This window comes from Phycicoccus avicenniae (assembly GCF_018139485.1).
GTDB classification, from domain to species: domain Bacteria; phylum Actinomycetota; class Actinomycetes; order Actinomycetales; family Dermatophilaceae; genus Phycicoccus; species Phycicoccus avicenniae.
This window is the reverse complement of sequence record NZ_JAGSNF010000021.1, coordinates 19,848-39,751: the sequence shown is the minus strand read 5'-3', so window position 1 is coordinate 39,751 and position 19,904 is coordinate 19,848. Positions and strand designations below refer to the sequence as shown.

General features: G+C 73.7%; 22 protein-coding genes. 13 read left to right on the top strand and 9 right to left on the bottom strand.

Features of this window, described 5'->3' with window-relative positions:
* Positions 1–21: 21 nt before the first annotated feature.
* Genes lpdA through KC207_RS14470 form a run of 4 tightly spaced genes read left to right on the top strand, consistent with a single transcriptional unit; the run spans position 22 to position 4,356 of the window.
* Positions 22–1,413 (top strand): dihydrolipoyl dehydrogenase, encoded by a 1,392-nt coding sequence (gene lpdA, locus KC207_RS14485; protein ID WP_211604030.1) that lies wholly within the window; start codon positions 22–24, stop codon positions 1,411–1,413.
* A gap of 59 nt (positions 1,414–1,472) precedes the next feature.
* The gene (locus KC207_RS14480; RefSeq protein ID WP_211604029.1) at positions 1,473–1,829 is read left to right on the top strand and encodes a VOC family protein; all 357 of its coding nucleotides are present in this window, start codon (positions 1,473–1,475) and stop codon (positions 1,827–1,829) included.
* A 23-nt stretch (positions 1,830–1,852) separates the two neighbouring features.
* Positions 1,853–3,268, top strand: coding sequence for a pyridoxal phosphate-dependent decarboxylase family protein (locus tag KC207_RS14475; RefSeq protein WP_211604028.1), 1,416 nt, complete (start codon positions 1,853–1,855; stop codon positions 3,266–3,268).
* A gap of 20 nt (positions 3,269–3,288) precedes the next feature.
* Positions 3,289–4,356, top strand: coding sequence for a M48 family metallopeptidase (locus tag KC207_RS14470; RefSeq protein ID WP_211604027.1), 1,068 nt, complete (start codon positions 3,289–3,291; stop codon positions 4,354–4,356).
* A 10-nt stretch (positions 4,357–4,366) separates the two neighbouring features.
* Here KC207_RS14470 and KC207_RS14465 read toward each other — a convergent pair whose 3' ends face one another.
* Entirely contained in the window at positions 4,367–4,870 is a 504-nt protein-coding gene (locus KC207_RS14465; RefSeq protein WP_211604026.1) for a hypothetical protein, read from the bottom strand.
* Positions 4,871–4,966: 96 nt separating this feature from the next.
* Positions 4,967–7,006: a HelD family protein gene (locus tag KC207_RS14460; protein WP_249138761.1), complete on the bottom strand. Its 2,040-nt coding sequence runs from the start codon at positions 7,004–7,006 to the stop codon at positions 4,967–4,969.
* A 453-nt stretch (positions 7,007–7,459) separates the two neighbouring features.
* Here KC207_RS14460 and KC207_RS14455 point away from each other — a divergent pair, with 453 nt between their 5' ends.
* The 6 genes from KC207_RS14455 to KC207_RS14430 all read left to right on the top strand — a co-directional run bounded on the left by KC207_RS14455 (position 7,460) and on the right by KC207_RS14430 (position 13,034).
* Positions 7,460–7,624, top strand: coding sequence for a hypothetical protein (locus tag KC207_RS14455; RefSeq protein WP_211604024.1), 165 nt, complete (start codon positions 7,460–7,462; stop codon positions 7,622–7,624).
* Positions 7,621–8,223: an endonuclease gene (locus KC207_RS14450; RefSeq protein WP_211604023.1), complete on the top strand. Its 603-nt coding sequence runs from the start codon at positions 7,621–7,623 to the stop codon at positions 8,221–8,223. Before KC207_RS14455 ends, KC207_RS14450 begins: the two co-directional genes overlap by 4 nt.
* Before the next feature lie 87 nt (positions 8,224–8,310).
* Positions 8,311–9,231, top strand: coding sequence for an ABC transporter ATP-binding protein (locus tag KC207_RS14445; protein WP_211604022.1), 921 nt, complete (start codon positions 8,311–8,313; stop codon positions 9,229–9,231).
* Positions 9,228–9,995 carry a hypothetical protein gene (locus tag KC207_RS14440; protein WP_211604021.1) on the top strand — a complete coding sequence of 256 codons (768 nt, stop codon included), beginning with the start codon at positions 9,228–9,230 and terminating at the stop codon, positions 9,993–9,995. Before KC207_RS14445 ends, KC207_RS14440 begins: the two co-directional genes overlap by 4 nt.
* Before the next feature lie 179 nt (positions 9,996–10,174).
* Positions 10,175–10,444 (top strand): 30S ribosomal protein S15, encoded by a 270-nt coding sequence (gene rpsO / locus KC207_RS14435; RefSeq protein ID WP_211604020.1) that lies wholly within the window; start codon positions 10,175–10,177, stop codon positions 10,442–10,444.
* Positions 10,445–10,637: 193 nt separating this feature from the next.
* Positions 10,638–13,034, top strand: a complete 2,397-nt coding sequence (locus tag KC207_RS14430) for a polyribonucleotide nucleotidyltransferase (RefSeq protein WP_211604019.1) — start codon at positions 10,638–10,640, stop codon at positions 13,032–13,034.
* Positions 13,035–13,098: 64 nt separating this feature from the next.
* Here KC207_RS14430 and KC207_RS14425 read toward each other — a convergent pair whose 3' ends face one another.
* Positions 13,099–13,236, bottom strand: a complete 138-nt coding sequence (locus tag KC207_RS14425; RefSeq protein WP_211604018.1) for a hypothetical protein — start codon at positions 13,234–13,236, stop codon at positions 13,099–13,101.
* A 137-nt stretch (positions 13,237–13,373) separates the two neighbouring features.
* On the opposite strand from KC207_RS14425, the gene dapB reads away from it, so the two are divergent.
* From dapB to KC207_RS14410, 3 genes are read left to right on the top strand one after another with little or no spacing between them, the layout of a single operon-like run.
* Positions 13,374–14,126 carry a 4-hydroxy-tetrahydrodipicolinate reductase gene (dapB, locus tag KC207_RS14420; RefSeq protein ID WP_211604017.1) on the top strand — a complete coding sequence of 251 codons (753 nt, stop codon included), beginning with the start codon at positions 13,374–13,376 and terminating at the stop codon, positions 14,124–14,126.
* Positions 14,123–15,361 (top strand): uroporphyrinogen-III C-methyltransferase, encoded by a 1,239-nt coding sequence (gene cobA / locus KC207_RS14415; RefSeq protein ID WP_211604016.1) that lies wholly within the window; start codon positions 14,123–14,125, stop codon positions 15,359–15,361. Before dapB ends, cobA begins: the two co-directional genes overlap by 4 nt.
* A complete protein-coding gene (locus KC207_RS14410) occupies positions 15,354–16,046 on the top strand; it encodes a sirohydrochlorin chelatase (RefSeq protein ID WP_211604015.1) in 693 nt (230 codons plus the stop codon). The genes cobA and KC207_RS14410 overlap by 8 nt, the downstream gene beginning before the upstream one ends.
* A gap of 112 nt (positions 16,047–16,158) precedes the next feature.
* On the opposite strand, the gene KC207_RS14405 is transcribed toward KC207_RS14410, so the two are convergent.
* The 6 genes from KC207_RS14405 to KC207_RS14380 are packed head-to-tail and all read right to left on the bottom strand — an operon-like array spanning position 16,159 to position 19,833.
* Positions 16,159–16,473, bottom strand: coding sequence for an AzlD domain-containing protein (locus KC207_RS14405; RefSeq protein WP_211604014.1), 315 nt, complete (start codon positions 16,471–16,473; stop codon positions 16,159–16,161).
* Positions 16,470–17,177: an AzlC family ABC transporter permease gene (locus KC207_RS14400; protein ID WP_211604013.1), complete on the bottom strand. Its 708-nt coding sequence runs from the start codon at positions 17,175–17,177 to the stop codon at positions 16,470–16,472. The genes KC207_RS14405 and KC207_RS14400 overlap by 4 nt, the downstream gene beginning before the upstream one ends.
* Positions 17,174–17,788: a GNAT family N-acetyltransferase gene (locus KC207_RS14395; protein ID WP_211604012.1), complete on the bottom strand. Its 615-nt coding sequence runs from the start codon at positions 17,786–17,788 to the stop codon at positions 17,174–17,176. Before KC207_RS14395 ends, KC207_RS14400 begins: the two co-directional genes overlap by 4 nt.
* Positions 17,788–18,516: an enoyl-CoA hydratase-related protein gene (locus KC207_RS14390; RefSeq protein ID WP_211604011.1), complete on the bottom strand. Its 729-nt coding sequence runs from the start codon at positions 18,514–18,516 to the stop codon at positions 17,788–17,790. The genes KC207_RS14395 and KC207_RS14390 overlap by 1 nt, the downstream gene beginning before the upstream one ends.
* Positions 18,517–18,559: 43 nt before the next feature.
* The gene (locus KC207_RS14385; protein WP_211604010.1) at positions 18,560–19,027 is read right to left on the bottom strand and encodes a dihydrofolate reductase; all 468 of its coding nucleotides are present in this window, start codon (positions 19,025–19,027) and stop codon (positions 18,560–18,562) included.
* Positions 19,024–19,833, bottom strand: coding sequence for a thymidylate synthase (locus KC207_RS14380; protein ID WP_211604009.1), 810 nt, complete (start codon positions 19,831–19,833; stop codon positions 19,024–19,026). The genes KC207_RS14385 and KC207_RS14380 overlap by 4 nt, the downstream gene beginning before the upstream one ends.
* Between the last annotated feature and the right edge of the window lie 71 nt (positions 19,834–19,904).

The following is a 19,904-nucleotide window of genomic DNA, read 5'->3' as shown; positions in this document are numbered from 1 at the left end:
GGCACCGATAGGCTTTCCGCCATGGCTGACTTCGACGTCGTGGTGCTCGGTGCTGGTCCTGGTGGTTACGTCGCGGCGATCCGCGCGGCGCAGCTGGGGAAGAAGGTCGCGGTCGTCGAGAAGAAGTACTGGGGCGGGGTCTGCCTCAACGTCGGCTGCATCCCGAGCAAGGCGCTCATCAAGAACGCCGAGCTCGCCCACACGCTCGCTCACGACAAGGAGCTCTTCGGCATCGAGGGCGAGGTGTCGATGAAGTACGGCGCCACCCACGCCCGCTCCCGGAAGGTCTCGGCGGGCATCGTCAAGGGCGTCCACTTCCTCATGAAGAAGAACAAGATCGAGGAGATCGACGGCTGGGGGACCCTCACCGGCTCGACCTCGATGGACGTCGAGCTGAACGACGGCGAGTCCCGCAGCCTCACCTTCGACCACCTGATCGTCGCCACCGGCGCCGTCACCCGGATGCTGCCCGGCGTGGAGGTGTCGCAGAACGTCGTGACGTACGAGGAGCAGATCCTCGACGAGAACCTGCCGGGCTCGATCGTCATCGCCGGCTCCGGCGCCATCGGCGTCGAGTTCGCCTACGTCATGACGAACTTCGGCGTCGACGTGACGATCGTCGAGTTCCTCGACCGGATGGTCCCGACCGAGGACGAGGAGGTCTCCAAGGAGCTCCTCAAGCAGTACAAGAAGCTCGGCGTGAAGGTCATGCTCGGCACGAAGGTCGAGTCCGTCGAGGACACCGGGTCCGGGGTCAAGGTGACCGTGTCCAAGGACGGCGAGCAGGACGTCCTCGAGGCCGACAAGCTCATGTCCGCCATCGGGTTCGCCCCGCGCGTCGAGGGCTTCGGGCTCGAGGCGGCCGGGGTGCAGCTCACCGAGCGCGGCGCCGTCGCCATCGACGAGTACTGCCGCACGAACGTCGAGAACGTCTACGCCATCGGCGACTGCACGGCCAAGCTCATGCTCGCCCACGTCGCCGAGGCCCAGGGCGTCGTCGCCGCCGAGCACCTCGCCGGCGCCGACACGATGCCCGTCGAGTACGACTTCGTCCCGCGCGCGACGTACTGCCACCCGCAGATCGGCTCGTTCGGCTACTCCGAGGCCCAGGCCAAGGAGAAGGGCTACGACGTCAAGACGGCGAAGTTCCCGTTCAGCGCCAACGGCAAGGCGATGGGCCTCGGCGACGGGGTCGGGTTCGTCAAGGTCGTCGCCGACGCCGAGCACAACGAGATCCTCGGCGCGCACATGATCGGCCCCGACGTCACCGAGCTGCTCCCCGTCCTCACCCTCGCCCAGAAGTGGGACCTCACCGCGGACGAGGTCGCCCGCAACGTCTTCGCCCACCCGACCCTGTCGGAGTCGGTCAAGGAGGCCATCGAGGGCATCGCGGGGCACATGATCAACCTCTGACCGGGCCGTCGGCGGCGTCGTCCCTGTCCTGACCTGCAGCGACGGGGATAGGGTCGAGCATGGCCCTCACGCTCTACGCCGGCATCCCCGTCTCCGACCTCGCGCGAGCGCTCGACTGGTACGGACGGCTGCTCGGCGACGACGACCCGTACGTCATCGAGGACGACGAGGCCGTGTGGGACCTGGCACCCGGCCGCAGCGTCTACGTCGTGCGTGCGCCCGACGAGGCGGGCCGGGCCCTCGTCTCGATGTACATGGACCGCCCGCAGGAGCTCGCCGACTGGCTGACCCGGGTGGCGTCCGAGGGCCTGGAGCCGGTCGACGACGAGACCTACCCGAGCGGGGTGCGCCGGGTCGCGTTCCACGACCCCGACGGCAACGAGATCGTCCTCGGCGGGATGCCCGGCCCCGGTTGAGGACGACGGTCCACAATGGCGGCATGACCCCCGATGAGTTCCGCGCCGCCGGCCACGCCCTCGTCGACTGGATCGCCGACCACCGTGAGCGGGTGCCCGACCTGCCCGTCGCCGCGCAGGTGCGGCCGGGCGAGGTGCGGGACGCCCTGCCGCCCTCCGCGCCGGAGGTGCCGGAGCCGTTCGCGGCGGTGCTCGCCGACCTCGACCGGGTCGTCGTCCCCGGCGTCGTGCAGACCCAGCACCCCGGCTTCCACGGCTGGTTCCCGAGCAACGCCTCCCTCGCGTCGGTGCTCGGCGACATCGCCTCCGGCGGGGTGGGCGCGCTGGGCATCACGTGGCAGTCCGCGCCGGCGCTCACCGAGGTCGAGCAGGTCGTCACCGACTGGCTGCGTGACCTCTGCGGGCTGTCCGGCGAGTGGCGGGGCGCCATCCAGGACACCGCCTCGACGGGGTGCCTCGTCGCCCTGCTCGCGGCTCGTGAGCGGGCCAGCGACGGGTCGGAGCACCGGGGCGGGCTCCAGGGGCACGACCGCCCGCTCGTCGTCTACAGCTCGCCCCAGGCGCACTCGTCGGTCGTGAAGTCGGCCCTGCTCGCGGGGTTCGGCGCCGACAACGTCCGCGAGGTCGCGGTCGACCCGGTGACCTACGCGATGGACCCTGCGGCGCTCGCGGCGGCGATGGAGCAGGACGTCGCGGCGGGGCGGACCCCGGCGGTCGTCGTCGCGTCGGTCGGGACGACGGGCACGACGGCGATGGACCCCGTCGACGCCGTCGTCGACGTCGCCGCCCGGCACGGCGCCTGGGTGCACGTCGACGCGGCGATGGCCGGGGCGGCGATGCTGCTGCCGGAGATGCGACACCTCTTCGAGGGGGTCGACCGCGCGGACTCGCTCGCGTGGAACCCGCACAAGTGGATGGGCACGATCCTCGACTGCTCGCTGCTCTACGTCCGCGACGTCGACCACCTCGTGTCGGTCATGTCGACGACGCCGAGCTACCTGCGCGCCGCGACCGACGGCGAGGTCGTCCAGTACAAGGACTGGGGGATCCCGCTCGGCCGTCGGTTCCGGGCCCTCAAGCTGTGGTTCCACCTGCGGCTCGACGGGGTCGAGGCGATCCGGTCGCGGCTGCGTCGGGACCTCGACAACGCCCGGTGGCTCGCCGCGCAGGTGGAGGCCGAGCCGGACTGGCGGGTCGTCGCGCCGGTCGCCCTGCAGACGGTGTGCGTCGTCCACGAGCCCGACGGGGTCACCGGGGAGGACCTCGACGCCCACACCCTGGCCTGGGTGGACGCCGTCAACGCGAGCGGTCGGGCGTTCCTCGGCGCGAGCCGGCTCGACGGGCGCTGGATGGTCCGGGTGTCCATCGGGGCCGAGGCGACGGAGCGGGCCGACGTCGAGTCGCTGTGGGACCTGCTGCGGGAGAAGGTCGCGCGATGAGGGGGAACCGAGGGCTTGCGGTGGCTCTCTCGCTCCTCGTGCTCCTCGCGGCGGGCGCGGTGCTCGCGCTGTGGCTCTGGTGGCTCACCCGGGTGGACGGTCTGACCCGGGTCCTGTGGCTCGTCCTCGGTGGCGTCGTCCTCTGGGGGGTGCTGCCCCGGTCGGAGCGGGCGCCGAAGCACGCCCGGCTCCTCGCGGTCGACGAGGCCGCCGACCTGCACCGGCTGGTGGGCTCTGTCGCGACGGCGGTGGGGGCCCGCACCCCGCGACGGATCGTCGTCGACATCGGCTACCGGATCCAGGTCCTCCCGACCGGCTACGTCGGTGGGAGCACGCTCGTCGTCGGCCTTCCGCAGTGGAGCGTGCTCACCCCGGACGAGCGGGTCGCCGCCCTCGCGCACGAGCTCGCCTGCGCCGAGACCCGTCGCCGTCCTCCCGGGCTCCTGGGTCGGCTCGCGAACGACGTGCTCGTCGGCCTCGTCTCCGTCCTCGCACCGGTTCCCAACCCGCTGAGCACCGCGTCGACGGACCGCCTCGACCTCCTCGTCGGGAAGCACGGCGGGGGCGACACGATGATGGAGGGACGGATCGGTCGCGGTCTCGCCCGGGGTGCCGGCAACGCCGGCCTGGCGCTGGTGGGGGCCCCGGTCCGCGGCGTCCTCGGCCTGCACACCCGGCTGTGGCGGCCCGTGCTGCAGCAGTCGGCTCTCGACGCCGACCGCGCCGCCGCGGACGTCGCCGGGGCCAAGCCCCTGCGGTCGGTGCTGCTCAGCACGGTCGGCGTGCCCTTCGGGGTGTCCGCGGCCGAGAACGCCGCCCGCACCGGGCACGACCCCCTCGTCGCGCTCGAGGCGGCGGAGCGGCCGGACCGCTCCGAGCTCGACCGCCGGGTCACCGTGGCGGGGGACGCCGCGGTCGACGCCCTCCACCCCCCGACCGCGCGGCGGCTCGAGGCCCTCGCCGGCCACGCGGGCGTCGCCTCGGGACGTGTCGACCGCGCCGCGGACCTGGGGGCCGACGCCGACGTGCGACGGGTCCACGACGACCTGCGGGACTGGCTCGCCGACAAGCTGCGCGGCGGTCGCTGAAGCAGGGGCGTCAGCCCGAGAACGTGGCGCCAGACTCGATGACCGAACGGAGACGGTTGAGGAACGTTTGGATCTCCGACTCCATGTCGTGGCGCACCTCATCCTCCTTGCCTATGAGCAAGTTCAGGGACACTCGGAGCTGCAGTGTGGTGGGACCATCGGGCGGGCCCGAGAGTGCGAGTTCCTGCCGGATGTCCATGGGTCCTGTCCGGAGTACCGACTCGATAAAATCGAGACGGTCAAATCCTGTCGTCTCATCGATGTGTGCATGCAGGCGGTTTGCATCCCGGGTCACCGTGCACGTCTGACTTCCCACCCCCTCCGTTGGGGTCCCAGGGACGACGAACGCGCGAACGACGTCATCACGAATCAGATGAGCGGCCGCGGGGTTAGTCACCACAGACCAGACGCGCTCACGATCCGCGGCCACCACGACGCACGCCGTGAACGCGCTGTCGACAGTGACCCCTTCGCGTCGATCCCATCGACGCCCCATCCACTTCAGCAGTGCCACAGATTCATTCTGCGGACGCGAGGTGCTGGTCGTGAGCGATTTCAAAGACCGCTTCGCCGTCGCCGTGCGAGGCCAGTCTGCGATAACCCCGTTCCGTCAGTCCGCGAGCGGACCGGGCAGCGGGTCGGTGTGCACGACCGTCAGACCGGTCACCGCACGGGTCAGCACGACGTAGAGCCGGCGCAGCCCGGTGCGCTCGTCGGGCTCGGCCGCGGCGATGGCGGCGGGCTCGACGACGACGACGCGGTCGAACTCCAGGCCCTTCGCGACGCTCGCGGGGACGAGCTCGACCTGGCGGTCCTCGTCGTCGCCGTGCCCCTCGTCGAGCCGGCCGTGCGGGACCTCGGCCCGGGTCAGCGCCGCGGACATCGCCGTGACGAAGGCGTCCGGGACGATGACGCCGACCGACCCCTCCTGCGCGCTCGCCTCCCGGACGGCGTCGACGACGGCGGCGGACCGCCGGTCGGGCTCGACCCGCAGGACGTCGAGGCGGCCCGGGTCGTCGCGGACCGACCGGGGGGCCCCGAGCCCGGGCGCCATCGAGGGCAGCAGCCGCGCCGCGAAGTCGATGACGAGCCCGGGGACGCGGAAGCCCCGGTCGAGGACGACGAGCTCGTGGTCCTCGCGGGCGAGGTGGCCCATCGCGGTGTCCCACGAGTCCGTCGCCCACGACGTCGTGCCCTGTGCGATGTCGCCGAGCACCGTGAGGCTGCCGGTCGACGCACGGCGCCCCACCGCCCGCAGCTGCATCGGGGAGAGGTCCTGGGCCTCGTCGAGGACGACGTGCCCGAGCGAAGGGGTCCGCTCGAGGAGGTCGGCGGCCTCGTCGAGGAGCGCGAGGTCGGCGCGGGTCCACCGGGCCGCGCCCTTCGTCCGCGGCGGGCTCGACCAGCGCAGGACGGCCTGCTCGTCGTCGGTGAGGATCCCGGCGGCGGCTTCGGCGAGCGCGTCGGCGTCGGACAGCAGCCCGAAGAGCACCGCGGCGGGGTCGAGGGCGGGCCACAGGCCCTTGGCATAGGCCTTGACCGGAGCCGAGCGGGCGATGGAGTCCTGCACCCGGTCGCCGGGGAAGTCGCCGGAGCGCTCGATCCGGAGCATGACGAGGTGGGCGATGCGCTGGGGCAGCAGCTCGCGGGCAGCCTCGTAGCGGACCCCACGGGCGACGAGGGCGTCGACCTCGTCCTGCACGTCGTAGCCGGGGACCCGCCACTTCCGCGAGCCGCGGGGCACGACGAGGGCGTCCTCCGCCCGTCCGACCCGCGACCACACGGCCCGGCGCAGCACCTCCGCCATCCGGGCGTCGCCCTTGAGCATCGCGGCGTCGGGGGAGTCCTCCGCGCGGACCCGGCCGTGGTCGAGGAGGGTGTCGACGGTCGCGTGCGAGACACGCACCTCGCCGAGCGAGGGCAGGACGGCACCGATGTGGTCGAGGAAGGCCCGGTTCGGTCCGACGACGAGGACACCGGACCGGTCGAGCCGGCTGCGGAAGGAGAAGAGGAGCCAGGCGGCCCGGTGGAGGCCGACGGCCGTCTTGCCGGTGCCCGGCGCACCCTGGACGCAGATCGTCGTCGCGAGGTCGGAGCGGACGATCTCGTCCTGCTCCGGCTGGATCGTCGAGACGATGTCGCGCATCGGCCCCGAGCGCGGGCGCTCGATCTCGGCGGCGAGGATGGCGCTGCGGTCGGTGACGTCGCCGCGGTCGAGCCGCTCGTCCTCGTACGCCGTGAGCCGGCCTCGGTCGACCCCGAACCGCCGGCGCAGGCGCACGCCCATCGGCTCGGTGGGGGAGGCGCGGTAGAAGGCGGTGCTCATCGGGGCGCGCCAGTCGACGACGACGGGGTCGCCGTGCTCGTCGCCGACGTGCCGCCGGCCGATGTGCAGGACCTCGCGGCCGGCGTCCTCGGTGTGGTCGATGCGTCCGAAGAAGAGGGTCGTGCGGGGGTCGTCCCGCAGGGACGCGACCCGGCGGGCGAGGGCGCCCTCGAGGTAGGCGGCGTTGAAGGCGTCGGCGGCGGTGCCGGCGTCGAGGCTCTCGGCCGACTCGCGCATCCGGCGCAGCTGGTCGCGGGCGTGCTCGAGGTGGGCCTGCTCGGCCGCGAGGGTGGGGTCGGCCGTGTCGGGCGTGGGGGCGGGCACGGCGGGACCATCCTCCGTCGGTCGTGGGGTTCGGGGGTGGCCGGGGACTCGTGGGGAGCTCATACCGGCGAATCGAGGATGCTAGCACCGGGAGACCTGTCCGAGCCACGCCGATCCGGTCGCCAGGTCCGCACGCGAGGGGTGGCTCTGGGTCGCCCAGGGAACCCGTTCCCACCACTCCTCAGTGCTGTCGTATGCGCAGCACTGACGTCACTGCTGGCGAGCGTTCAGCACTGACGTCCCTGCTGGTGTGGGCGCAGCACTGACGTCCCTGCTGGTGGGGGCGCAGCACTGACGTCACTGCTGCGTGGGGTGCAGCACTGAAGAGGTGCGGGACAGCGGAGGGGACCGGGAGCGGCCACGGCCGGACCTGCCCGTGCGGGTTCCGGGGTGGCATGTCCCCACGGAGAGCGGGTAGACCGGAGGGACGCCCGCACGAGCGAAGGAGGACCGATGACCGTGACCCCCGACCCCGACGACGCCCCCGTGGTCCCCGACGAGGACGTCCTGCTCGAGCAGGATCCGGCCGGGGTGCCCGTCGAGGCGAACGAGGCCAACGTCGCCGACCAGCGTCGGCCCGTCCCGCCCGAGGACGACGAGCAGGACGCGCAGGCGTGACCCGGTCCGAGGACGTCCGCGCCCTCCTCGACGAGCACGGACGGACGTTCGCCGCCGAGGCGGGGATCACCCTGCGGGACAAGCCGTCCCCGCTGTTCCGGCTGCTCGTGCTCAGTCTGCTGGCCTCGACCCGGATCTCCGCCGACATCGCCGTCGCGACGTCTCGCGAGCTGTCGCGGGCCGGCTGGCGCACCCCGCAGCGGATGCTCGACACGACGTGGCAGCAGCGGGTCGACGCTCTCGGTCGCGGTGGCTACCGGCGGTACGACGAGAGCACGGCCACCAGGCTCGAGGGGCTGTGTCGCCGTCTGCTCGAGGAGTACCACGGGGACCTGCGGGCGCTGCGCCCCGGCGACGACGGCGACCTCACCGCCCTGCGCGAGGGCGTCACCGGGTTCACCGGGATCGGCCCGACGGGCGCCGACATCTTCTGCCGCGAGGTCCAGGCGGTGTGGCCGCAGGTCGCGCCGTTCTTCGACGCCCGCTCGCTCGCCGGGGCCGAGGCGTCCGGGCTGCCGACCGATCCCGCCCGGCTGGCGCGGCTCGCGCCTGACGGGCGCGTCGCCGAGCTCGCCGCGGCGTTGACCCGCGTGGCGTGACCGCCTCCGGCGCCCGCGGCGCCTTCGCGCAGGACCTTCACATGTCGCGCACACGCCCGCCCTCGTGCAGGCCCTAGCGTCGCTCCCATGATCAGCGTCCGTGGGCTCACGAAGGACTTCGGCCCGGTCCGGGCCGTCGACGACCTGACCTTCGACGTCGGGGCCGGTTCCGTCACCGGCTTCCTCGGGCCGAACGGGGCCGGGAAGTCGACGACGATGCGCATGCTCCTCGGTCTCGACCGCCCGACGGCCGGGACGGCGACCGTCGGCGGCCGTGACTACCGGGAGCACCCTGCTCCGCTGCGGGAGGTCGGGGCGCTGCTCGACGCGGGTGCCGTCCATCCCGGGCGCACGGGCCGGACGCACCTGCGGATCGCGGCCCGGAGCAACGGCATCCCGATCGCCCGGGTCGAGGAGGTCGTCGAACGGGTGGGCCTGGGAGCGGCCTCCCGGCGGCGGATCGCCGGCTACTCCCTCGGCATGCGCCAGCGTCTCGGCATCGCGACCGCGCTGCTCGGCGACCCGCCGGTCCTCGTGTTCGACGAGCCGGTCAACGGCCTCGACCTCGAGGGCGTGCGCTGGATCCGCTCGCTCTTCCGCGAGTGCGCCGAGGAGGGGCGCACGGTCTTCGTCTCGAGCCACCTCATGAGCGAGGTGCAGCTCGTCGCCGACCGGGTCGTCATCATCGGCAGGGGCCGGCTCGTCGCCGACGCCGAGGTCGGGGAGATCGTCGGGTCCCGGGGCAGCCGGGTGCTCGTCCGCAGCCCCGACGTCGACCGGCTGGCGGCGGCCCTCGCCGGCGAGGCGGAGGTCCGGCGCCGCGGCCCGGGCGAGGTCGAGGTCGTCGGGCTCCCCGAGGCGCGGGTGGGCGACGCCGCGCACGCCGCGGGGGTCGCGGTCCACCACCTCGCGACCGTCGAGGAGTCGCTCGAGGCCGCCTACTGGTCGCTCACCGAGGACGCGGTGGAGTTCCGCGGCGGCCACGAGCGGGCGGGGGAGGCGTCATGACGACCGGCTCGACGCTCGCCCGGACGGTGCGGGCGGAGTGGCTCCGGCTGTGGAGCGTGCGGTCCACGTGGGTCCTCGTCACGCTCCTCGCCCTGTTCGTCGCCGGTCTCGGCGCGGTCGCCGGCTGGGACGCCGCCGGCGGCGGCGGGTTCGACGCCCCGTCCCGCACGGCGTGGGAGGACGCGCGGTTCACGATGCTCTTCCTCCTCTTCGGGCTCGTCGCCCTCGCGTGCGTCGCGACGGCCGCCGACTACGGCACCGGGGGCATCGTCCCGACGCTGCAGTGGACACCTCGGCGGGGCGTCCTCCTCGCCGCCCGCGCCGTCGTCGTCGTCGGTGCGGCCGTCCTCGTCGCGGCGGTGCTCCTCACGGTCGCGGCGGCGCTCGTCGCGGTGCAGGTGCCCGGCCTCGCGATGCCGCCGGGTGCCGGAGCGTCCACGCTCGGCGACGCCGCGCTCGTCGTCGGATCCGGGGCGCTGCTCGGCGTCGGCCTCGGTTTCCTCACCCGCAGCACCGCCGGGTCGCTCGTCACCGCCGTGGGCCTGCTCGTCGTCCTGCCCCTCGTCCTCGGCAACCTGCCCTACGCCTCGCTGAAGGCGGTGGCGGAACACCTTCCCGGGGCGGGAGCGATCTTCGTCGTGTTCGGGCAGGGGATGAGCGAGGACATGACCCTCGCCTCCGCCCGGGTCACCCTCCTCGCGTGGGGCGTGGGTGCGGTGACGCTCGGCGGGCTGCGGCTGCTGCGCTCCGACGCCGGCCGGTGACCCGCTCCGGCGCCGGCCGGTGACCGGGGCCGGGGCGGGGTTCCGGTCGATTACGCCGCGGGGCGTCGCCGCTGGTAACCTTGCTCACTGCCGTCACGACGGCCGCGGACCCAGAGAGCCCCGGTGAACCAGCCCGGGAGCGCCGCGCAGCAGATCACGAGAAGGAGAGTCGTCGCCCCATGCCGCTGAGCACCGACGTCAAGAAGCAGATCATCGACGAGTACGGCACGACCGAGGGCGACACCGGCTCGCCGGAGGTCCAGATCGCGTTGCTCACGCAGCGCATCCGTGACCTCACGGAGCACAGCCGCCAGCACGCGCACGACCACCACTCCCGTCGTGGCCTGCTGCTCCTCGTCGGCCGCCGCCGCCGGCTCCTCCGCTACCTGGAGAGCATCGACGTCGAGCGCTACCGCTCGCTCATCAAGCGGCTCGGCCTGCGTCGTTGAGACTTCCGAGAGGGCGGTCCTCACACCCCGTGTGAGGACCGCCCTTCTCGCGTGAGCGGGCCCCGCGCCCGCCCCGAAGAACCCACAACTGAACATCGCATCACGACCCGGTGGCCCCACGCCCCGGGTGAACGACACGCCCGTGCACAACGACGATGCACGCGGTGGCACTGACACGAGAGAAGGAGGGCCCATGGAGGGTCCCGAGATCACCGCGACCGAGGCCGTCATCGACAACGGCAGCTTCGGCACCCGTACCGTCCGGTTCGAGACCGGACGCCTGGCCAAGCAGGCCGGAGGCGCCGTGAGCGCCTACCTGGACGAGGACACGATGCTCCTGTCCACCACCACCGCGGGCAAGCACCCGCGCGAGGGGTTCGACTTCTTCCCCCTCACCGTCGACGTCGAGGAGCGGATGTACGCCGCGGGCAAGATCCCCGGCTCGTTCTTCCGCCGTGAGGGCCGCCCCTCGACCGACGCCATCCTCACCTGCCGGCTCATCGACCGGCCGCTGCGCCCGACCTTCAAGAAGGGCCTGCGCAACGAGGTCCAGGTCGTCATCTCCGTCCTGTCCCTCAACCCCGACCACCAGTACGACGTCGTCGCGATCAACGCCGCCAGCGCCTCGACCCAGATCTCCGGTCTGCCGTTCTCCGGCCCGATCGGCGCCGTCCGGGTCAGCCTCATCGACGGCCAGTGGGTCGCGTTCCCGAACTTCTCGGACATCGAGCGCTCGACGTTCGACATGGTCGTCGCGGGCCGCGTCGCCGGTGACGACGTCGCGATCATGATGGTCGAGGCCGAGTCGACCGAGTCCACCTGGGACCTCGTGAAGACCGCCGGCAAGACCGCCCCCACCGAGGAGGTCGTCGCCGAGGGCCTCGAGGCCTCGAAGGCGTTCATCCGCGTCCTGTGCGAGGCGCAGGCGGAGCTCGCCGAGAAGGCCGCGAAGCCGGTCGAGGAGTTCCCGATCTTCCTCGACTACGAGGACGACGCCTACGCCGCGGTCGAGGAGGCCACGACGGCCGACCTCACGAGCGCCCTCCAGATCGGCGGCAAGGCCGAGCGCGAGGACCGCATCGACGAGATCAAGGAGTCGATGAAGGCATCCCTCGCCGACCGCTTCGAGGGCCGGGAGAAGGAGCTGTCCGCCGCGTACCGCTCCGTGCAGAAGGCCCTGGTCCGCCAGCGCATCCTGCGCGACAAGGTCCGCATCGACGGCCGTGGCCTCAAGGACATCCGCGCCCTCTCGGCCGAGGTCGAGGTCCTGCCGCGCACGCACGGCTCGGCGATCTTCGAGCGGGGCGAGACCCAGATCATGGGGGTCACGACGCTCAACATGCTCCGGATGGAGCAGCAGCTCGACACGCTGTCGCCGGTGACGCGCAAGCGCTACATGCACAACTACAACTTCCCGCCCTACTCGACCGGTGAGACCGGCCGCGTGGGCTCCCCGAAGCGCCGCGAGATCGGCCACGGGGCGCTCGCCGAGCGGGCCCTCATGCCGGTCCTGCCGACGCGCGAGGAGTTCCCGTACGCGATCCGCCAGGTCTCCGAGGCGCTCGGGTCCAACGGCTCGACGTCGATGGGCTCGGTCTGCGCCTCGACCCTGTCGATGCTCAACGCCGGTGTGCCGCTGCGCGCGCCGGTCGCCGGCATCGCGATGGGCCTGGTCTCGGCCGAGGTCGACGGCAAGACCGAGTACGCGGCCCTCACCGACATCCTCGGTGCGGAGGACGCGTTCGGCGACATGGACTTCAAGGTCGCCGGAACCCGGGAGTTCGTCACGGCCATCCAGCTCGACACCAAGCTCGACGGCATCCCCGCCGACGTGCTGGCCGGCGCGCTGACCCAGGCCCGCGAGGCCCGGTTCCACATCCTCGACGTCATGAACGAGGCGATCGACGCCCCGGACGAGATGTCGCCGTACGCCCCGCGGGTCATCTCCGTGCGGGTCCCGGTCGACAAGATCGGTGAGGTCATCGGCCCGAAGGGCAAGATGATCAACCAGATCCAGGAGGACACCGGCGCCGACATCTCCATCGAGGACGACGGCACGGTCTACATCGGCGCGACCGACGGCCCGTCCGCCGAGGCGGCCCGCGCGGCGGTCAACGCCATCGCGAACCCGCAGATGCCGGAGGTCGGCGAGCGCTTCCTCGGGACCGTCGTGAAGACGACGACCTTCGGGGCGTTCATCTCCCTCCTGCCGGGCAAGGACGGCCTGCTGCACATCTCCGAGGTGCGCAAGCTCGTCGGTGGCAAGCGGATCGACGCGGTCGAGGACGTGCTGTCCATCGGTCAGAAGATCCAGGTCGAGCTCAAGGAGATCGACCCGCGCGGCAAGCTGAGCCTCGCCGCGGTCCTCGCCGAGGGCGAGGGCGGCTCGGACGCTCCGGCAGCGCAGGCCCCGACGCAGGACGCGCCGGCCGTCGACGCCGGGTCCGACGACGCCGGTGACGAGGACGACGAGGGTGACGAGGGCGGCGAGCGCTCCGAGCGCGGCGACCGTCCCCGTCGCAACCGTCGCCGCCGTGGCGGCCGCGGTCGGGGCGAGCGCTCCGACGAGGGCGCCGGCAGCGACGCCTGACGAAGATCACGCCCACGACGAGGGCCCCGCACCGTTCGGTGCGGGGCCCTCGTCAGTGCGTGGCTCAGGCGGCGGCGCGCGGCCGCAGCTGGTGCGGTGCGCTCCAGCGCATCTCCATCCGCGTGCGTCCCGAGGTGTCGACGACCGGGACCCAGCGCATGGCCAGACCGGTTCGCGTCGTCGTCGTGGCGACCTTCTTCATGGGAGCCCCCTTCCGGCTCGTTCACCTTCTGTTCACCTCCAGGTTAGCAGGTGGGCGAACGGAAGGTGAACGAACGGTGAACCGACGCGTCACGGACGCCGTCGGAGACCACCGTCGCGCGTGGCTAGAGTGACGGAATGAGCTCGACGAGGGTGGCCGTCATCGGTGCTGCGGGACGTATGGGCGGGGCCGTGTGCGGCGCGGTCGAGGCCGCCGACGGCCTCGAGCTCGTCGGCCGGTTCGACGCCGGGGACGACCTCGGCGACCTCGGCGGGGCCGACGTCGTCGTCGAGTTCTCCGTCCCCGACGCCTCGCCCGGGAACGTCGCCCACTGCGTCGAGCGTGGGGTCCACGTCGTCGTCGGGACGACGGGATGGGACGAGGCCCGGCTCGCCGACCTGCGCGACCGGCTCGCCGGTCATCCGGAGGTCGGGGTGCTCGTCGCCCCGAACTTCGCGGTCGGCGCGGTCCTCATGATGGAGCTCGCCCGCCGCGCCGCCCCCTTCTTCGAGTCGGCCGAGGTCGTCGAGCTGCACCACCCCGACAAGGTCGACGCGCCGTCGGGGACCGCCGCCCGGACCGCCGACCTCGTCGGCGCCGCCCGGGCGGAGGCGGGCTGCGACCCGGTCCCGGACGCGACGACCCACGACCCGGAGGGTGCCCGCGGCGCGGTCGTCCACGGCATCCCGGTCCACTCCGTGCGGCTGCGCGGGCTCGTGGCGCACCAGGAGGTCCTCCTCGGCAACCCGGGGGAGACGCTGACGATCCGGCACGACTCGCTCGACCGCGCGTCGTTCATGACCGGGGTCGTCGGGGCGGTGCGCCGGGTGGCCGACCACCCCGGCCTCACCGTGGGTCTCGAGCACTACCTCGGGCTCGGCGACGCGTGACGAGCCTCGTCGGCCTCGACCTCGCCGGACGGCGTGTCGTCGTCGTCGGGGCGGGGGCCGTCGGCGTGCGCCGCACCCGGAGGTTCCTCGAGGACGGCGCACGGGTGGTCCTCGTCGACCCCGACCCGTCCGACGACGCCCGCCGGATGGCCTCGCACGGCGACGTCGACCTCCTCGAACGGCAGGTCGCCGAGACGGACCTCGACGACGCCTGGCTCGTCGTCGCGGCGACCGCGGACGACACCGTGAACGCCCGGGTCTCGGCGTGGTGCGAGGACCGGCGGACGTGGTGCGTCAACGCCTCCGACGCCCGGACCGGCTCGGCCCGGGTCGCGGCGACGGGACGGCACGGCGACCTCGCGATCGGGGTCGTCGGGGTCGAGGCGCCGGACCCTCGGCGCGCGGCGACCGTCCGCGACGCCCTCGTCCGGCACGTCTCGGCCGGGCAGGTGGACCTGCGGCGCCACCGACCGGGGCACGGGCGGGTCGTCCTCGTCGGCAGCGGGCCCGGCGACCCCGACCTCCTCACGACCGGCGGCCGGGAAGCGGTGCGCACCGCGGACGTCGTCGTGACGGACCGGCTCGGGGCCACGGGCATCCTCGACGAGCTGCCCGACGACGTCCTCGTCGTCGACGTCGGCAAGAGCCCGACGAACCACCCCGTGCCCCAGGAGGAGATCAACCGGATCCTCGTCGAGCACGCCCTCGCGGGTCGGACCGTCGTCCGGTTCAAGGGGGGCGACCCGTACGTCTTCGGCCGCGGCGGTGAGGAGGTGCACGCCTGCCGGGCCGCGGGCGTCGAGGTCGAGATCGTCCCGGGCATCACCTCGGCCTTCTCCGTGCCCGCGCTCGCCGGCATCCCCGTGACCCAGCGCGGGGTCGCGACGTCGGTGCTCGTCACGTCGGGCCACGCCGGGGCCGACCCAGCCACGACGGGGGCGCTCGCCGCGGGCGCGACGGTCGTGCTCCTCATGGCCGTGACGTCCCTGCCGGACATCTGCGCCGCGGCCCTCGCGGACGGCGTCGACCCCGACCTCCCGGTCGCCGTCGTCGAGCGGGGATCGACCGCGCACGAGCGGGTCACCCGGGCCACGGTGGCCACGGCCTCGACCGTCATGGCCGACGCGGGAGTGCGCCCGCCGGCGATCGTCGTCATCGGCCGCGTCGCGGCGGAGGGGTTCCTCGACGACCCGGTCTGCGCGACCGGGCCGTCGCGGCGTCGGCACGATGGCTGACCCGGCCCTCGTCGTCTGCGGGCACGGCACCCGGGACCCACGCGGCCGGGCGGCGATCGCGGCGGTCGTCGACGAGGTGCGCGGGATGCTGCCGGGGGTGGCGGTCCACGAGGCGTACGTCGACGTCCACGGTCCCGAGGTCGGCGACGTCGTCGCGGCGCTGCCCCGTGCGGCGGACGGCGGACGCTCGGGGGTCGTCGTGCCGCTGCTGCTCGCCGCGGGGTACCACGTGCGGGTCGACCTCGCGGAGGCGGTGCGCGAGCGGCCAGACGTCGTCGTCACCGGGGCGCTCGGGCCGGACGACCGGCTCGTCGACGTCGTCCTCGACCGGCTGTCCGAGGCGTCCGTGCTGCAGGGAGCGTCGGTCGTGCTCGCCCCCGCGGGCTCCAGCGACGAGCGCTCGCAGGCCGCCTCGCGCGAGACCGCCCGCCGACTCGGGCAGCGCTCCGGCGCCCCGGTCCGGGTCGGCTACGCGGCCGGTCCCCGTCCGCCCGTCGCCTGCGCCGTGACGGCGGCCCGGATCGACGGGGCGGCTGCGGTCGTCGTCGCCTCCTACCTGCTCGCGCCCGGCTTCTTCCAGCGACGTCTCGAGGGATGCGGCGCCGACGTCGTCACCGGCCCGCTCCTGCCGGACCCCCGGGTCGCCGAGATCGTCCTGGACCGCTACCGCGCCGCCGTGCGCTGAGCTGCCGACACCGTCGCTTCCCGGCCGATCACCACACCCGTCGCACGAACCCCGCGCGTCCCAGCGAGCTCGCGGGAGGTGTGGGGTGCGCGGACACCGGGAACCGGGCGCGTCACGCCCAGCCGAGGAGGCGCAGCAGGGCGGCGGTGAGGGCGGCGCCGGCGACGACGAGGAGGAAGTCGGCGCGGACGAGGAGCAGGGCCGCCGCCACGGCCAGCGCCGCGAGCCGGGCGTCGACGGTCACGGCGCCGCCGTCGCCGACGAGGGTCTGCACGGCGACGAGACCCGCGAGCAGGGCGACCGGCAGGAGCGTGACGACACGCGACCGACGCTCGCCCTCGACGACCGAGGACGGGACGAGGTAGCCCGCGAGCTTGAGGGTGAACGCCGCGAGGCAGGCGAGCAGGACGGTGGTCCACGTCGTCACGACGCGCCTCCCGACCGCCGGGTCCGGCGCAGCAGGCCGACGGCGACGGCGGCGAGGGCGGCGAGGATCACCGGCACCCCGGCCGGCAGGACCGGGCTCGCCACCAGCGCGACGCCGGCCGCGAGGACCGCCGTGGCGGCGGCGTCCCCGGCCCGCAGGCGCGGCCAGAGCAGGGCGAGGAACGCCGCCCCGGCCGCCGCGTCGAGCCCGTACGTCCGCGGGTCGCCGATCAGCGTGCCGACGACGGCGCCGAGCAAGGTCATGAGGTTCCACCCGAGGAACACCGCGAGGCCGGTGAGCCAGAAGCCCCGCCGCCGCGCGGCGGGCTCCGGCTGGGCGATGCCGACCGCCGTCGACTCGTCGATCGTCAGCTGGGCGGCGGCGAGCCGCCGCAGCCCGCTCACCCCGAGGAAGCGGGAGGTCTGCAGGGCGTACAGCCCGTTGCGCACCCCGAGCAGGGTGGACGTCGCGACGGCCGAGGCCCCGCTGCCACCCGCGCCGAGGACGCCGACGAGAGCGAACTGCGACCCGCCGCTGAAGAGCAGGAGCGAGAGCACCTGGGTCTGCCAGACGTCGAGACCGGACGCCACGGACAGCGCCCCGAAGGACACGCCGTAGGCCCCGGTGGCGACGCCGACGGACAGGGCCTGGCGGGTGACCTCCCGCCGCCGGCCCGCGGGGAGGACGGCCTCGGCGCTCGTCACTCCGGCTCGTCGGCGATGCGTGTCACGAGCCGCACCTCCCGCAGGGTCGAGCCGTCGGGGGAGACGACCCGGTCCCGGAACGCCCCGTCCGGGCCGAACCCGGAGGCGGCGAGGAAGGCACGGGTGCCCTCGTCGTCGGCGGGGAGCCACAGGGCCACGGAGTCGGCCCCGAGGCCGCCGACGACGTCGACGGCCGCGTTGAGCAGGCGGGAGCCGTGGCCCTGGCGGCGCGCGTCCGGGTGCACCGCGAGCAGGGAGACCTCGGCGCGGGTCTGCTCGGCGTCGGGGTCCTGTGAGGGCCCGGTCGCCGCGGCGCCGACGACCTGCTCACCGGCGCACGCCACGAGCAGCCGGTAGGCGCCCTCCGGCGGGTTCGCGAGGCTCTCCCGCCAGGCCCGGGCGAAGGCGTCCGGCTGGAAGGACTCGAGCACCTCGTCCGGCAGCACCGACCCGTAGGCGTCCCGGAAGACGACCGCCTGGACCATGCCGACGGCCGGCGCGTCGTTGGCGCGGGCCGCGCGGACGCTGGCGTCGGCGACGGGCCCCGTCGCGTGGTCGTGCGGGTGGTCGTGGTCGTGCGGGTGGTCGTGGACGTGGTCGTGCGGCTCCATCAGGCTCCCTCGAAGACGGGCGGTCGGCGCTCGGCGAAGGCGGCGCGTCCCTCGACGAGGTCCGCGCTCGCCCAGGCCCGGGCGAAGGCGGCCTCGTAGCGGGAGACGCCCGCGTCGTCGTCCGCGGGGACCCCGAGGCCGAGCTTCGACCCGGACTGGGTCAGGGGGGCCAGGTCGGCGGCCCGGGCGGCGAGCCCCAGCGCGTCGGGCAGCCCACCGCGCACCTGGGCGGCGCCGAGGCGCCACGCGTCGTCGGCGTCGAGGACGGCACCGGTGAGCACCATGTGCCGGGCGGCGCCCTCGCCCCAGAGGCGCGCGAGGCGGTCGAGCGTCCAGTGGTCGACCATGAGGCCGAGCCGGGCCACGGGCACGGCGAAGCGCGCGTCGTCGCCGACGACCCGCACGTCGCACGCGAGGGCGAGCTGCATCCCGAGGCCCATGCACGCCCCGTCGACGGCGGCGACCGTCGTGAACGGGAGGTCGGCGAGGCGGGTGAGGATCTCCGCGAGCCGCTGGGTGAAGGACACGTCCTCGAGCGTGATGAGGTCGGCGCCGGCGCAGAAGTGGCCGGAGGCACCGGTGAGGACGAGGGCGCGTGCGTCGGGCGCGGCCGCGTCGACGTGGTGGTGCAGCTCGTCGAGCGTCGCGAGGTCGACGGCGTTGCGGCGTTCCGGCCGGTCCAGCGTCACGACGGCGACACGGTCCTGCCAGGTGGTGGTGACGGGCACGGCCCCGACAGTACCGACCGCCCGCCGGGACGGCCCGAGAAGGTCAGGCGCGCTCGTACGTGACCCAGGCGAAGCCCTCGCGGGGCTCGCGGGCGGCCTCGCGCCACTGCGCGGCGTCGATGTCGGGGAAGGTGACGTCCCCCTCGGGCTCGGCGTCGACCTCCGTGACGAGCAGCCGCTGCGCCCACGGCATCGCCTGGCGGTAGACCTCGCCGCCGCCGACGACGAACACCTCGTCGGCGGGCCCGGCGAGCGAGAGCGCCTCCTCGAGCGACCCGGCGACCTCGACCCCGGGGTGGGACCAGCCCTCCTGCCGGGTGACGACGATGCTGCGCCGGCCCGGCAGGGGACGGCCGATCGAGTCGAAGGTGCGCCGGCCCATGACCATCGGGTGGCCCATCGTCGTGCGCTTGAAGTACGCGAAGTCCTCGGGCAGGTGCCACGGCATCGCGTTCCCCGCGCCGATGACCCCGTTGCGCCCGACCGCGGCGATGAGCGAGATGCGCGTCATACCGCGATCGGCGCCTTGATCGACGGGTGGGCGTCGTACCCGACGAGCTCGAAGTCCTCGAGGTCGTAGGCGTCGATCGAGTCGCGCGGGGTGATCCGCATCGTCGGCAGCGGGCGGGGCTCGCGGGTCAGCTGGAGCACCGCCTGCTCGAGGTGGTTGGAGTAGAGGTGGGCGTCGCCGAGCGTGTGCACGAAGTGCCCCGGGCGCAGGTCGGTCTGCTGCGCGACCATCATCGTGAGCAGGGCGTAGGACGCGATGTTGAACGGGACGCCGAGGAAGACGTCGGCGCTGCGCTGGTAGAGCTGGCAGTCGAGGAAGGACGGCCCGCCGTCGGCCGCCGGCCGGACGTAGAACTGGAACATCGTGTGACACGGCGGCAGCGCCATGTCGTCGACGTCGGCGACGTTCCACGCCGAGACGACGTGCCGCCGCGAGTCCGGGTTCGTGCGCACCGACTCGACGACCTTCGCGACCTGGTCGACGGTCCGGCCGTCCGGGGTCGGCCAGGAGCGCCACTGGTGCCCGTACACCGGCCCGAGGTCGCCGTCCGCGTCGGCCCACTCGTCCCAGATCGAGATCCGCCGCTCCTGGAGCCACCGCACGTTGGTGTCCCCGCGCAGGAACCACAGGAGCTCGCCGATGATGGAGCGCAGGTGCAGCTTCTTCGTCGTGAGGACCGGGAAGCCCTCCTGCAGGTCGAAGCGCATCTGGTACCCGAAGACGCTGCGGGTGCCCGTTCCGGTGCGGTCGGACTTCTCGACGCCGGTCGTCATCACGTGGTCGAGCAGGTCGAGGTACTGGCGCATGGCCGACAGCGTAGGTGTCCCGCAGCGCCGTCCGGGGGAGCGACCGGCGGTGACCGGAGCGGCGGACGGGT